Raw genomic sequence first — 14,716 nt, forward strand, 5'->3', positions numbered from 1 at the left:
GTCAACAGTCCATAGTCCATAGTCAACAGGCAGAAAGTAGTAATATTCTTTTCTCCCTCATCTCCCTCATCTCCCCCCACTCCCCACTCCCTACTCCCTACTCCCTTCTTATGCTGCATCGGCAAAATAGATAACTTTACCGCCGTAAGCATGACTGAGGTTTTCTTCTGTAAGAACTTGTTGACGGGAACCTGTGGCGATTAATTCTCGATTTAGTAAGATTAAATCATCAAAATGGCTGATAGATTCGCCTAAGTCGTGGTTCACTACTAGGACAATTTTGTTCTCAGCCGCTAGTTCATGGAAGACTTCAAAAATGACTGTTTGGGTTTTTTGATCAATACCTACAAACGGTTCATCAAAACAGAAGATGTCTGCTTGCTGTGCTAAAGCCCTAGCTAAGAATACTCTTTGCTGTTGTCCACCAGATAATTGTCCTATGGGGCGATCGCAATAATCAATCATTCCCACCCGTTCTAAAGCGTTTTTAGTAACTTGGCGACTCACAGCCGAGAAACTTCGCAACCAGCCTGTTTTCTTTACCCTTCCCATCATCACCACATCCCAAACGGTGGCGGGGTAAGTCCAGTCAATTTGGCTACGTTGGGGAACGTAAGCAACTTTTCCCAACTGCTGCATCAAGGGTTTGTCTTGATACAGTACCTTACCACTGCTGACGGGAACTAAACCTAACATTGCTTTCATCAGAGTGCTTTTACCTGCACCATTAGGGCCAAATATCCCTGTCAGCCGTCCCGGTTTGACTATACAGTTAACATCCCGCAAAGCTTCCTGGGTACGGTAATGTACACCAAGATGGGAGATATTAATTGCTGCTGTTGCTGTATGGGTATTAACTGATTCCAAGGGGGAACCAGTAGCTAAGGAAAAGTTCGCAATTCGCATAATGTCATTTCCGAGACGTAAAAAAATGAAAAGATTATGAAAATACTGTAACTTGAAAAATGAAAGAAATATGAGAATAAATATAACAGTCTGATGAATACAATCACTCACTCAAAAGCCAGATATTGCTGGAAGCCAGTATTGGCAGTAGTTTTAGCACTTTTGGTAGAAGGATGTGCCGCAGTTAACACTAACCGAAATACTCCAAATGCAGGGGGAAAACCGCGAGTAGTGGCAACTAGCACCATCATTGCTGATTTGGCACAGGAAGTTGGAGGGGAAGAAATCCAATTAACAGGCATCCTCAAACCTGGGGCTGATCCTCACGTTTACGAACCAGTACCAGCCGATAGCCGATTTTTGGAAGAAGCAGACTTGATTTTATACAACGGCTACAACTTAGAACCAGGGCTGATTAAGCTGATGAATGCGGCTGGGGGTAAAGTGCGGAAGTTAGCCGTGGGTGAAGTCGTTAAGCCATTACAGTTGGATAAAGGCAGAGGCGAGGTAGTTCCTGATCCTCATGTTTGGGGGAGTGCAGAAAACGCGGCTGCTATGGTTAATAGTATTCGAGATGGCTTAATTGAGTTATCCCCCAAAGACAGAGAGAAATATACTCAGAGGGCAGCACAACTTACGAATGAGTTAAAACAACTGCATACCTGGATTAATCAACAAATACAGACAATTCCGCCAGATAAACGTAAGCTAGTGACAACTCATGATGCTTTTCAATATTATGGACGAGCTTATGGGCTGGCGATCGCAGGTACATTAATCGGCATCAGCACAGAAGAACAACCAAGTGCCCAAACAGTCCAGAAATTAGTAGATTCGATTAAAAAAACGGGTGTGCCGGCCATTTTTGCTGAAACTACAATTAATCCTGCTTTAATTAAAACCGTTGCTCAAGAAGCTGGCATAGAATTAGCACCAAATCAACTTTATTCCGATTCCATTGGCGCTAAAGGTAGTAATGGTGATTCATATATTAAAATGATGGAAGCCAATACCCGCGCGATCGTTGAAGCGTTAGGGGGAAAATATACACCCTTTCAACTAAAGAAATAAACTTTAAATTTTTCCTGTATTTCTATAGTTAGAGGTTGTCCAAAAATATTATATATAAGATATAACCACAGGTATGTTATTCTCATTATAAGGGGAAACTCTAACTGAAGAAAGAATCAATTAAACATAGGATTTTCTAGATTGGTTTAGTAAACATAAGCTTTTAATTTCTGTACTAACCATGAGTAACGAAAAAATAGAAAATCAAAATAATCAATCAGAAGAAATTAGACAGCCAGTAAGTCAAGATTGGCATTCTCGTGAAGAACCCACTGCTAAAGAAAGAAACTTAACAGCAAACCCAGGCGATCAAATCGACGATAGCAAATCTCTTGAAGAAAAAGCCAAACAGATAGCTGTAGATTCTCCAGACATTACAGGCGACCACATCACAGTTCCTACATACTTCGTTGTAGACTACCCCGATGGTGAAAAGAAAGCACTTCACCATGTAAAAGACGCTGAAGAAATTTCTGATGTAATTCGTGAAGCTAGATTAGACGAAAACGGAAATCGTGTTTGGTGGTAGACCTCAATTCGGATTAATAGAGGCGTGAATTAATTCGCGTCTCTATATTAATTTTTAGAGGTTAATTATGGCTAATATTACAACTACCAAACAATTATCTGATTGGCATACACAAGAATTAAAAGATAAAATTTTAGAAATAGCTAAAGGACACGATACAGATTATTTAAAGATGAAAGTCAGCTTTTATCAGCAAGAATTAGCACCATATTTTGAAGAATTAAGCCGACGTAACCCATTTCCCCAAGTATCAGACCAAATACCTCTAGTTGTAGGTGTATGGATACCAGTTTGGTCAAATATTCCCTTTCAAGATATTGTTCCGGGGAGATTACATGCACAGTCTTACCAAATATTTCATGATGATGGCTACTACGCCAATGTCGCCCGTTACGCACCAGGGCAACAATCTAAATTATGGCAGAAATTTACATCAAAATTACCCGCCTTCGACTTAATGGTGTTGCAACAATACACTGTGCAAGATAATAATTGGCATATTCAAAATGTGGGAATCTTTCAGTCTATAAAAAATAGAGAAAAACCATTAACTATTGATGAAGCTGAGGAATGGTTTAACAACATAACTAAAACGAAATTACAATCACCTGATGCCAAAATCGATTTAAGACAAGAAGTTAAATTAGACAATATGGATAGAAATACTATCAAAAAGTTTGAAAAAGCCTATCGTGCTGTTTCTTACCTAGAACATCTATACATAGACCAAGATTTTCGACTGATTAAAAGCCGTAGAGAAGCTACACAGCGACAGAGTTATACTATTGCTATCCGCCAAAGGTAATCCAATTTAAAATTCAAAATTCAAAATTCAAAATTCAAAATTAATAAAAACAGGCGTAGCATAGGTTTGGGCATTTGGATCTGTATCATAATTTTTGTGAAATGTTATAAGGTGAAAAATCAGCCTATATTATGCTAGTAAAACGACTCATTGATGCAGAAATACATTAATCCTCAATTATATGAATGGTTTTTATAAAATCATAAGTTGATTCGTAATTAGTAATAGCCTCCGGCTTATCTACCAGAGGTGATCGCTTACGTAATTTATAATTAGCAGTTGTTTTAATTATAAATTACCAGTATCTTCTACTTTTAAAAAAATTGTTTCTAACTCAGCTTCCAACTGCTCAATAGTTGGTAAATTATTGTGTAATTGCTCAGGCAAAGTATCTTGTATTTGGTATGTAGAAACACCAATAGGTTTATAAATATCTCGTAGAGAATATTCTGCTATTATTTTATTTTTGCTCTTACATAAAATCAGCCCAATTGTAGGCTGATCATTTGTATGCCTCAATAAATCATCTACTGCACTTACATAGAAATTCATTTTGCCAGAAAATTCTGGTTTAAATTCTTCAATCTTTAAATCAATCACCACAAAACAGCGCAAACGCAGGTGATAAAACAACAAATCAATATAAAAATCCTCGCCACCTACTTCTAGATGATACTGACTACCAACAAAAGCAAAGCCAACGCCTAATTCTAGTAAAAAATCCCGAATGTGATTGATTAAAGCACGTTCTAAATCACGCTCTAAAAAATCTTTTCCTAAATTGAGGAAATCAAAGTTATAAGGGTCTTTTAATAACTGTTGTGCTAATTCTGATTGTGGCTGAGGTAGGGTGTTGTTAAAGTTAGTAGTTGCTTTACCTTGGCGTTGATACAATTTACTCTCAATCTGGTGAACTAAAACATTACGACTCCAGCCATGTTGGATAGTTTGCTGTGCGTACCAGAGACGTTCGTCTATGACTTTTAGCTTTTCGATTAGAGCGATATTATGATACCAACTAATTTGTGCAAGAGGTGCTTGCACAATTTGCTCATCGTGGTAAGCTTCAGCAAACGCCCGCATATACTTGAGGTTTCTAGGTGAAAAGCCTTTCATCTCTGGAAAAGCTTTACGTAAGTCAGCCGCCAGCCTATCAATAACTTTTGCGCCCCAACCTTGCTGCTGTTGCCGATGTATAATATCTCGTCCAATTTGCCAGTAAAGTAAGACTAATTCTTTGTTAACTGCAACTGCTGCCCTTAATTGGGCGGTGGAAATTCGCGTCTTTAATTCAGCTAGAAAATCTTCATAACCTACAATATCTGATTTACTGCTTTTAGAAAGTCTAGGTGTATTCTCTACCATAAATACTTTATACAACCAACCAACTCTAACTTTACTGTATGTTGGCTAAGGTCACAGAAGGCGTAAAAATTAGAGCAAAATAGAAATGTAGCCTGTCGTTGATCCAACCTTGAATCAAACTAATTCTGTGCGTAACTTGCAAGAAACTCACTTAAACCGCGCTCGTGCCAGCTTGAGACAAGCACTGTCTTGGTATGGATATCTTCGTAAATCGGGGCATTTATCATATAACCCAGAGTTAGCTGGTTTGGTGAAACCGGAAATAGAAGTATTAAATTCTACACTTAGCAAGCTGGACTCTAACATAATTAGAATCGCCGCCTTTGGTTTAGTTAGTCGTGGCAAGTCGGCGGTGTTAAATGCCTTATTGGGCAGTAAAATTTTGCAAACAGGCCCCCTCAACGGTGTGACTCAATGGCCGCGTTCTGTACGCTGGCAACCAGGGGGAAAGGTCATAGTAGAGTTAATTGATACACCAGGACTAGATGAAATTCAGGGTGAGTCACGCGCACAAATGGCGCGGGATGTGGTGCATCAAGCTGACTTAATTTTGTTTGTGGTGTCTGGGGATATTACCCGTACTGAATATCAAGCACTGCTAGAGTTACGCCAAGCACAAAAACCTTTAATTCTAGTCTTTAACAAAATCGACTTATACCCAGATACAGACAGAGCCGCAATTTATAAAAATTTACAACAATTAGGAGCAGGAAATCCTCAAGCCAAGCCGCTACTACCCGACGAAATTGTGATGATAGCGGCGGAACCTGCACCTATGGAAATACGGGTGGAATGGCCTGATGGACAGGTGAGTTATGAATGGGAAACACCACCGCCACAGGTAGACGAACTCAAGCAAACTATTCTTAACATTCTCAATCGGGAAGGCCGATCGCTCCTTGCTTTAAATGCACTTATTCAAGCACGGGACGCAGAAGCGGCGATCGCCCAAAAAACTATCGACATCCGCCAGCAAGAAGCGGAAAATATCATCTGGCAATATACCAAATACAAAGCCCTCGCTGTAGCCTTAAACCCCATCGCCTTTTTCGATATCATCGGCGGAACTGTGGCTGATTTGGCTTTAATTCGTTCCTTAGCGCGGCTGTACGGTTTACCTATGACTAGCTACGAAGCCGGGAAAATATTAAAAACTATCTTAATGAGTTGCGGTGGCTTATTGTTGGGAGAATTAGGCACTAACTTCGTGTTTGGTTTAGGTAAAAGTGCTGCTGCCTTAACCAGTGGCGATAATCCCACCAATATTACAGCTTTTGCAGGTAGTGCGATCGCTCAAGCTGGAATCGCTGGTTATGGTGCATATTCTGTAGGCAAAGCCGCACAAGTCTATCTAGAAAAAGGCTGCACTTGGGGACAATTAGGCGCTAGTACCGTAATTGCTGAAATCCTCTCACAAGTAGACCAAAATACAATTCTGTATCGGTTGCAACAAGAATTGAATATGAAATATTGAGAATAAATAAAAATATTGACTTAGTTATTACTATTGTTGAGAAATTGTCAACTTACATCAAATTCCTCTGATAATCGTGTCCAAATGCCATTTTCCGAGGCAATATAAAGGAGATGGCATTTATTTGCTATTAGTGCAATAAGCACAGCATATATACCCGATTTCCTTCAGGATGGAAAGAGAGGGATTCCCAATAATAATTGCTCAAAAAATGGCGGTGTTTACCACCATACTATTTGGGAAGCCTATCTACACTAGAAATATAAGTCCTGAAGACAGTTAACATTCACAACTAACGCGCATAGCGTCATCAACAGAGGCAACAATATCATGACAGCAATCTACAACGTAGCTCCCAACGCTTTTAACGCCGACAAAGAAGAAGCTACAAATTTAGAAAAAGCCATCCTCACTGCGATCGCAGAAGCACGTAATACTTGTGAACTAAACGGCGATGGTTCACCAAACTGTGCCGTAGCTTGGGACATTGTAGAAGAATTACAAGCTGAAAAATCTCACCAAGTACAAGCCAAAAAACACAAAAATTCTCTAGAAACCTTCTGTGATTTGCATCCAGAAGCATTAGAGTGTCTCATCTACGACGTTTAATTAATGCTACAAATAGGCAATTTTAGATTGGAAAAATTAAATTTTATATTGGTTTTCAATATAAAATCACCAATCTAAAATTTTTCTAAATCCCAGCAGTTTTATGAACATTAATTATGCTGCGAAGTTCCAAATTTTCTTTGCGATAAGAAGCCTAAGCCAAACAATAGCAGTCCCGCAATTGCGGTTGGCTCCGCAATATCTGCTATTGGTGGTTCTCCTTCCCGCAAAGTTAAACTAACAAATTCACCAACTAGTTGTTCACTTGGTGGTTCACATCCAATCACATCGTCAGGACATCTAAAAGTAGTAACTAAATTTAAACTATTTATAATATTTCCTGGGGTAGGTAAATTTGCAATAAAAATACCTTGCACCTGTTGCTGAATATCTACAAATATTGTTGGGAAATTCAAATTGAAAACAAATCCTCCAGGCAAGAGACTGGTAGTAGGAGGAGTTCCAGTAGGAATGTCTCCAAATGCAAAGCTGAGTGGAGATGCACTAGAAGTAACCAGATCGCTTAAATTATATATCCTGGGAATAAAGGTGGTTGGGATAGTATTAATTGGTTCAATAAAAGAAAAAGAAAAGTTTGTTAAAGGAAAAACTCGATCACCACTGGGAGTAGTGATAGGACTATCAGTGTCGTAACTGAAGAATCCACTGTAGGTATCTGGAAGTCCAGAGGGAATGGAAATAGTAGAAGGAAAAAGTCTGACAGTAAAGTCGTAAGTGACAGTTGCAGCTAAGACTGGTATTTCTAGGATAGTAGCACTGAAAACAGTACCAGTAACCGCACCTATTATTTTCCAGAGATTTTGATTCATAATTCATCTCCTTGTCAAATATTAAATATGAAACAAGTGGAAATCAGTAATGTCCAATAGTCAATCTTTTCACATCTTCTAAAATCAAAGGTACTTTAAGATTGATTAGCACTTTTTTATAGAAAAGATACTCATCTTTACGTAAACAGTCTAGTATTTGTACGGTTATTTCATCAAAAAAATATAAAGATGTGTACGTAGGGCTGGCTGAATAAGGGCGAAAGATAGCAGAATGAAGAGTTTCAGGGTCAGGAAAGAAAAATAAGGTGAAAAGAAAAAGGGTAAGATAAGTAAAAATCCTTGTAGCAAGTTGCGTTAAAATGTATCGAAGAGCGCAAAAGCAAGAAAAAGCAGCAGAAAACTTTGAACTACCCTTTGGGGGAAAACTAGCGTCAGATAACCGATGGGTAATCATGGCGAACATGATACCTTGGTCAAAATTTGAAGCAGAGTACGCAGAAATATTTTCAGCAAGAATGGGAGCGCCAGCCAAAACATTTAGAATGGCGTTGGGAGCATTAATAATTAAAGAAAAATTAGGAATAAGTGACAGAGAGACAGTAGAACAAATTCGGGAGAACCCGTATCTGCAATACATCTTTCTACTCTGCTATTACGGCTTTTTTGTGTATTTTTTTGCCTATTTTTCAAAACTGAGTCTTTTTTTACTTCTTCTATTATCGAAACTGATATTTCATTAAACCTTAAACAACAAAAACTTATCTTTTTTCTGGACTGACTACTTAATCAATTTTTCTCTTCCTTTGAAATGACTTTTTCAGCAAGCCCTACGTAGATGGAAAAATATAAAGATTACATGAATAGAATGCCTAAAAAAAAGCAAATCCTGTTAAGAACAGTCAAATAACATTAAACATTCTTTCTTTCTACGCCCTACCTAATTACTCAATTCATCCATAGCTAATTTAGTAATTTGTTGAATAGCAATTAAATCTGGCGGTGGTGTTTCGCTTTCCATTTTTAACCATAATAGGTATTCGACGTTTCCAGCCGGGCCAGTAATTGGCGACCAAGTTAAACCCTTGTATTTCCAGCCTAATTCCTCAGCCACCAGCCAAACTTGAAAAATAGCATCAGCTTGGTCGCGGGGATCGCGCACAACACCCTTTTTCCCCACACGAGATTTACCCACTTCAAACTGTGGCTTAACTAATAACACAGCTTCACGCGGAGATTGAGTTAGTCGCCACACAGCAGGCAAAATCTTGGTTAAGGAAATAAACGAAACATCCACCACCGCCAAATCTGGAACAATATCCCCCTCACCAAATAAATCCCCAGGTTGCAGTTGCCGTAAATTGGTACGTTCGCGCAAAACAACCTGGGGATTATTTCGTAAACCCCAATCAGTTTGTCCATAGCCAACATCAATTCCGTAAACTAATTTAGCGCCAGCTTGCAGTAGACAGTCAGTAAAACCGCCTGTAGAAATTCCCCCATCTAAGCAAATCCTGCCAGTGACGGGGATGGCGAATGATTCTAAAGCTTTAGCAAGTTTTTCACCACCACGGGAAACAAAACGCGATCGCTCTTTAATTTTAATCTCAGCCGCGACATCAACCTCAGTCCCAGGCTTATCAATTAGCTGTGCATTAACAGTTACTTCCCCCGCCTGAATTAGCCTTTGTGCCAAAGCGCGAGAATTACATAAATTTAACTCTACTAATAATATATCAAGTCGCTGCTTCACCAATGAATTTAATACTCCTGTGATTTGGTCACTACTGGGAATGTACAAATATTTATATAATGGTCTTATATAAGGCTGATAAAAACTACAGCTATGACAGATATATTGCAACAAATCGCTGCCCAACTTGATGCTTATAGCAATTTAGAAGCCTTGAAAGCAGCTTTTCAAGAATGGATTAACACATCAGACGGCAATTTGGATGCTTTAAAAAAAGCTTTAGAGGCTCATTTTAATGAGAATTACGACCTCAACAGCAACGACTTACAACAACTTCAAGAGCAAAATTTAACTTTTACTAGCGATGACGCAACCAAAGAAGAAGATATGCGTCGATTGCAGCGATACAAAGAGACAGGTTATGGTATCTCCCATGACGAAGTAGCTGCATGGTTAGCCAGTGTGGGAACAGATCATGAACCGCCATGTCCAAGGTAATTTGGCTACCAGAAGCACTTACTGACCTTGTACGGCTGTTCGATTTTTTGAAATTGAAAAATGAAAACACTGCTTTTCAAGCTGCACAAGTCATTCGAGAAGCAGGTTTTAGCCTAGCTGATAATCCCTACAAAGGAACTGTTTTGGAAGATGGTTCAGGACGACGCAAGCTAGTAGTTCCATTTGGCAAATACGGTTATGTAATTCACTACTATCTTGAAGACGAAACCGTTCTAATTTTGCGTGTTTATCATGGTCGAGAAAATCGTCCATTTTAGATTTTGCGTCTTGGCTGTGTTCAGAGGCGCGTAGGCGTAAGCCAGTCGTAGACATCGCTCCTTAATTTTAATCTCAGCCGCGACATCAACCTCAGTCCCAGGCTTATCAATCACCTGTTGATTAACAGTTACTTCTCCCGCCTGAATTAGCCTCTGTGCCAAAGCGCGAGAATTACATAAATTTAACTCTACCAATAATGTATCGAGTCGCTGCTTAACCAAGTCTTACCGTCCACAAGCATTATTGAAATACTATATCTCCTCAATGTCCCTCATCTTCCACAGCCCCCAACGCTTTCAAACTTAATATCTCTGCCTGGGTCAACCCCTTCACACCGTTAATCTTCAACCCTGCATATAACTGATGGCTAAAAGTAGCAATACAATCCCCAGTCCGCACATCCCACAGTTTGACTGTTTCATCATCACTACTACTAGCCAAAGTCAGACCATCCCCATTCCAAGCTACTGACCTAACCAAATCATTATGACCAGCCAGAGTCAGGCGACAATTCCCAGTCTGCACATCCCACAGTTTGACTGTTTTATCACGACTACTACTAGCAAGGGTCAGACCATCTCCACTCCAGGCTACTGAGTTAACCCAATCATTATGACCAGCCAGAGTCAGGAGACAATCCCCAGTCTGCACATCCCACAGTTTCACCATTTTATCCATACCCCCACTAGCAAGAGTCAGACCATCCCCACTCCAGGCTACTGAGTTAACCCAATCATTATGACCAGCCAGAGTCAGGAGACAATCCCCAGTCTGCACATCCCACAGTTTCACCATTTTATCAATACTCCCACTAGCCAAAGTTAGACCATCTCCACTCCAGGTTACTGAGAACACCCATTCATGATGATCAGCCAGAGTCAGGAGACAATTCCCAGTCTGCACATCCCACAGTTTCACCGTTTCATCAATACTCCCACTAGCCAAAGTTAGACCATCTCCACTCCAGGCTACTGACAAAACCGAACCTTTATGACCACCCAGAGTTAGACGACAATTCCCAGTCTGCACATCCCACAGTTTGACTGTTTTATCACCACTACCACTAGCCAAAGTCAGACCACTCCCACTCCAGGCTACTGACCTAACCCAATTGCCATGACCAGCCAGAGTTAGACGACAATTCCCAGTCTGCACATCCCATAGTTTGACTGTTTTATCACCACTACCACTAGCCAAAGTCAGACCATCCCCACTCCAGGCTACTGACAAAACAGAACCATTATGACCACCCAGAGTTAGACGACAATCCCCAGTCTGCACATCCCACAGTTTCACTGTTTTATCATCACTACCACTAGCCAAAGTCAGACCATCCCCACCCCAGGCTACTGAGTTAACAGGACTGTCATGACCAGCTAGAGTTAAGTGACAATCTCCAGTCTGCACATCCCACAGTTTGACTGTCTCATCATCACTACCACTAGCCAAAGTCAGACCGTCCCCACTCCATGCTACTGACAAAACAGAACCATTATGACCAGCTAGAGTTAAGTGACAATCTCCAGTCTGCACATCCCACAGTTTGACTGTCTCATCATCACTACCACTAGCCAAAGTCAGACCATCTCCACTCCATGCTACTGACAAAACAGAACCATTATGACCAGCTAGAGTTAAGTGACAATCTCCAGTCTGCACATCCCACAGTTTCACTGTCTCATCACCACTACCGCTAGCCAAAGTCAGACCATCCCCACTCCAGGCTACTGAGTTAACACGACTGTCATGACCAGCCAGAGTCAGGAGACAATCCCCAGTCTGCACATCCCACAGTTTCACTGTCTCATCACCACTACCGCTAGCCAAAGTCAGACCATCCCCACTCCAGGCTACTGAGTTAACACGACTGTCATGACCAGCCAGAGTCAGGAGACAATCCCCAGCCTGCACATCCCACAGTTTCACTGTCTCATCATCACTACCACTAGCCAAAGTCAGACCATCCCCACTCCAGGCTACTGAGTTAACCCCACTGCTATGACCTATTAACGTTAACAACTCCTTACCACTGTTGGCATTCCACAACCTTACCCTGCCATCTTCCTCACCTGTCGCCAACAATTTCCCATCAAGACTAAAAGCAACTGTACAAACAGTGGTCAACACCCTAGCAAAAACCGAATCCTGTAAATCTGCCCTAGTCAAGTCAACACTATGTAGACTTGCCTGACTAAAATCTACACTTGGAAGCACCGTCTGACTCAAATCCTGTTTTTCTAGTGCAAAACGATTACCTTTAATTAGTAACTGTACCGCATTACTACCACAGTAACCAACTTCTGTTTCAGTTTTGCCTTTAGTTCCTTTAACTACCTCTAACAAACGTTCATTAGCTGATGCAGACAACATCGGACACATCAAATCCAACACTGCTTTTGCTAACAGGGTTTTACCAAAAGTCTGAGTTAAATCAACCTCACTTATCCCCTGGTCATAGGGTATAACATCAACAATTTCTCGAAAATCATCAGCTAAAATCCCCAATTCCCTAGCAAATTTATAAGCAACAAAAAACTCTAGCAAAGACCGATGAGCCGGATAATAATCACCATCTGCATTACGAATTAACATGGTTTGCCCCATCATGTCATAATGCCAATGGTCTAAATCTTTTTGTTCCTGTACTTCTTGACCGAAACAACGCCGAATGCGGTCTGGAAACTCCTTATAATTGAGAGTCATCGTCTCAGTAGACAGCATTTCCCAAGATAATTCACACAGAAAATATAACTTCTGTGCCATTGTGGTAAAAGTGCGTACAGATTTAATATCCCGTTCCATCTTGTGACGCACTGCATAAAGATAAACACGGGAAATATCTACAGGTTTTCCCGCTTCAATCTCCGGTAAAGCCTCAATAATTAAATCAATCATCACCGGACGACGCGCCAAATCTAATAATTGTTGATTGTGAGTAATATATTCGACAATTTCCGGTTTAGCTTTAAAACTAATAATTTGCCTAATTTGCTCATCGTCCAACTTCTCTAATTCCAAAACTTCAAACTGCGGTGGTTCTCCCGTTAAATTAGCAGTAGAAGCTTTTAACTCAGCATTTAATAACCTGCGTCCCTCCAAAGCTTCAGGGAAATGTTCTGTGCGACAGGTTAAAATCGCCTTTGCACCAGGAACAACCACCTTAGCAAGCCGCCAAAAATTATTGATCATCTCTTGACGATCTATTCGCGCGGCCATTTCGTCAAAGCCATCAAAAATTAATAATAATTTACCCATACGGTTTAGCTGTTCAAAAACCGAATAATTTGCTAAACCAATTTGATGTTTGCGGAAAAAGAACTCAGAAAAGAGAGATTCAATTGTCACCGCTTTTGCATAATCCCGCAAAGGAACCACTACAGGAATACGCGGTAAAGGTGAACCCTCTTGTTTTGCTTGTCGATATTTTTTCAAAGCCTCCCAAGCGTAATGAAAAGCAAACCAAGTTTTACCAGTACCAAATTCCCCTAAAATTGATAAATGTTCCTTCACTGGATCAGCCAACCAGTTATTAACATAGCGGTCAATCCAACCATCTTCTCTACCATAGTGGCTAATGCCAATGCGCCCCTTCGTGGCTAAATCAACTTCCTCCTTAATACAAGCCAACGGCACATAATATTTATCAATTTCCTTTTCTATTACCTGTTGTTCCAACCATTCAAAATAACCAGTAAAATCAGCATCAGCCTCAATTAATTCATCTAACGTATAACAATAAACACCTGAGTCCTTAAATTTTTCACATTCCTTTCTAGCCAACTTACTGACTCTCCGAGGTGCAACCACCCACCCTTCATCAGTTTTGTACTTTTCTATCCCTTCCTTAACAGCATTCACATCATTAATATTTGCTTCTCCCTCAACTCCCCGAATCAAAATCCGGTCATAACCACGGCGTTTAGGGATATTAATAATCCATTCAAAATATTCAGCTTCTAAAACTTCAGGCTGTTCAAATTTATAACCAAGCGAATTAAACCAATCCCGCAAACTTCTAGCTAATTCTGTTTCTCTCGCTACTGGTGACGGTGGTAATAATTGCTGAGAACTTTGTAATAACTGGTTAACTTGTTCTTGAACGGCTGCTAAATTAAGGTGGCTTACCTGTTCCCGAATTTGATTTAAAGTACGTTGTAAACTATCGAGTTTATGGTCTTGTAAAATTTCTGTTGGTGTTCTAGCTCGTTTAGTAATTTCAATAAATAAACTAGCAAATTCAGCTAATTCCTGACGACAATCGATTTTCTGCCGTTTAATTTCATCACCAATAGCAAAACTCTCAATACAATTATCTAACTTTTTAAAATCAAAATTTTTATTTTGACTAAATGCCTTTTCAAACTCACTTTGAATCTCAGGTTCCCTGAATAACTCTAAAATAACCTTGGGTTTTCCAATCCCATATTCAATTAAAGTATAAACATAAACACCCTCAAAATCATTTGATGGGTCATCAGGCTTGAGGTTAAATTTTTGCAAAACTTGTAATACTTTTTCATTGTGCCAGAGCTTATCTTGCACATTCTCAACACCCTGACCAACTAATGCACTAATAATGTCATCAATGATAAACATACGTTTTATCAATATTTAGTAATACAACCCCGATCATGAAATGGTTATAACCTAGTATTACTTAGAAAATCCACAAGAAACTGATAATTTATACAAATTCAAA

General features: G+C 39.9%; 12 protein-coding genes and 2 pseudogenes. 8 read left to right on the forward strand and 6 right to left on the reverse strand.

The window, feature by feature from the left end; genetic code table 11:
- Positions 1–108 precede the first annotated feature (108 nt).
- A complete protein-coding gene (locus NSMS1_RS04095) occupies positions 109–906 on the reverse strand; it encodes a metal ABC transporter ATP-binding protein (RefSeq protein ID WP_224091339.1) in 798 nt (265 codons plus the stop codon).
- Positions 907–999: 93 nt separating this feature from the next.
- On the opposite strand from NSMS1_RS04095, the gene NSMS1_RS04100 reads away from it, so the two are divergent.
- The 3 genes from NSMS1_RS04100 (at position 1,000) to NSMS1_RS04110 (ending at position 3,311) form a co-directional block, all read left to right on the forward strand.
- A complete protein-coding gene (locus NSMS1_RS04100; protein WP_224091341.1) occupies positions 1,000–1,977 on the forward strand; it encodes a metal ABC transporter substrate-binding protein in 978 nt (325 codons plus the stop codon).
- 181 nt (positions 1,978–2,158) lie between these two features.
- Entirely contained in the window at positions 2,159–2,506 is a 348-nt protein-coding gene (locus NSMS1_RS04105; protein WP_224091343.1) for a hypothetical protein, read from the forward strand.
- Between the two features lie 67 nt (positions 2,507–2,573).
- Positions 2,574–3,311, forward strand: coding sequence for a hypothetical protein (locus NSMS1_RS04110; RefSeq protein ID WP_224091349.1), 738 nt, complete (start codon positions 2,574–2,576; stop codon positions 3,309–3,311).
- Positions 3,312–3,599: 288 nt separating this feature from the next.
- On the opposite strand, the gene NSMS1_RS04115 is transcribed toward NSMS1_RS04110, so the two are convergent.
- Positions 3,600–4,676 (reverse strand): YhcG family protein, encoded by a 1,077-nt coding sequence (locus tag NSMS1_RS04115; protein WP_224091353.1) that lies wholly within the window; start codon positions 4,674–4,676, stop codon positions 3,600–3,602.
- 127 nt (positions 4,677–4,803) lie between these two features.
- Here NSMS1_RS04115 and NSMS1_RS04120 point away from each other — a divergent pair, with 127 nt between their 5' ends.
- Both NSMS1_RS04120 and NSMS1_RS04125 read left to right on the forward strand, forming a co-directional pair.
- Entirely contained in the window at positions 4,804–6,150 is a 1,347-nt protein-coding gene (locus NSMS1_RS04120) for a GTP-binding protein (protein ID WP_224095086.1), read from the forward strand.
- 330 nt (positions 6,151–6,480) lie between these two features.
- A complete protein-coding gene (locus tag NSMS1_RS04125) occupies positions 6,481–6,759 on the forward strand; it encodes a Calvin cycle protein CP12 (RefSeq protein ID WP_224091355.1) in 279 nt (92 codons plus the stop codon).
- Positions 6,760–6,869: 110 nt separating this feature from the next.
- On the opposite strand, the gene NSMS1_RS04130 is transcribed toward NSMS1_RS04125, so the two are convergent.
- Positions 6,870–7,589 carry a hypothetical protein gene (locus NSMS1_RS04130; RefSeq protein ID WP_224091357.1) on the reverse strand — a complete coding sequence of 240 codons (720 nt, stop codon included), beginning with the start codon at positions 7,587–7,589 and terminating at the stop codon, positions 6,870–6,872.
- 320 nt (positions 7,590–7,909) lie between these two features.
- Here NSMS1_RS04130 and NSMS1_RS04135 point away from each other — a divergent pair.
- A pseudogene (locus tag NSMS1_RS04135) lies at positions 7,910–8,203 on the forward strand (transposase); the annotation flags it as partial.
- Positions 8,204–8,487: 284 nt separating this feature from the next.
- Here the strand turns inward: NSMS1_RS04135 and NSMS1_RS04140 are convergent.
- Positions 8,488–9,303: a TlyA family RNA methyltransferase gene (locus NSMS1_RS04140; RefSeq protein ID WP_224091358.1), complete on the reverse strand. Its 816-nt coding sequence runs from the start codon at positions 9,301–9,303 to the stop codon at positions 8,488–8,490.
- Positions 9,304–9,393: 90 nt separating this feature from the next.
- Here NSMS1_RS04140 and NSMS1_RS04145 point away from each other — a divergent pair, with 90 nt between their 5' ends.
- On the forward strand, positions 9,394–9,738 hold the full coding sequence (locus tag NSMS1_RS04145; RefSeq protein ID WP_224091361.1) for a hypothetical protein: 345 nt from the start codon (positions 9,394–9,396) through the stop codon (positions 9,736–9,738).
- On the forward strand, positions 9,726–10,016 hold the full coding sequence (locus tag NSMS1_RS04150; RefSeq protein WP_224091363.1) for a type II toxin-antitoxin system RelE/ParE family toxin: 291 nt from the start codon (positions 9,726–9,728) through the stop codon (positions 10,014–10,016). The genes NSMS1_RS04145 and NSMS1_RS04150 overlap by 13 nt, the downstream gene beginning before the upstream one ends.
- Positions 10,017–10,070: 54 nt before the next feature.
- On the opposite strand, the pseudogene NSMS1_RS04155 reads toward NSMS1_RS04150, so the two are convergent.
- Together NSMS1_RS04155 and NSMS1_RS04160 are read right to left on the reverse strand one after the other, a co-directional pair.
- Positions 10,071–10,238: pseudogene (locus NSMS1_RS04155) on the reverse strand (S4 domain-containing protein); the annotation flags it as partial.
- 40 nt (positions 10,239–10,278) lie between these two features.
- Entirely contained in the window at positions 10,279–14,613 is a 4,335-nt protein-coding gene (locus NSMS1_RS04160) for a pentapeptide repeat-containing protein (RefSeq protein WP_224091364.1), read from the reverse strand.
- Positions 14,614–14,716 lie beyond the last annotated feature (103 nt).

Origin of the sequence: Nostoc sp. MS1 (assembly GCF_019976755.1) — a bacterium.
GTDB lineage: Bacteria > Cyanobacteriota > Cyanobacteriia > Cyanobacteriales > Nostocaceae > Trichormus.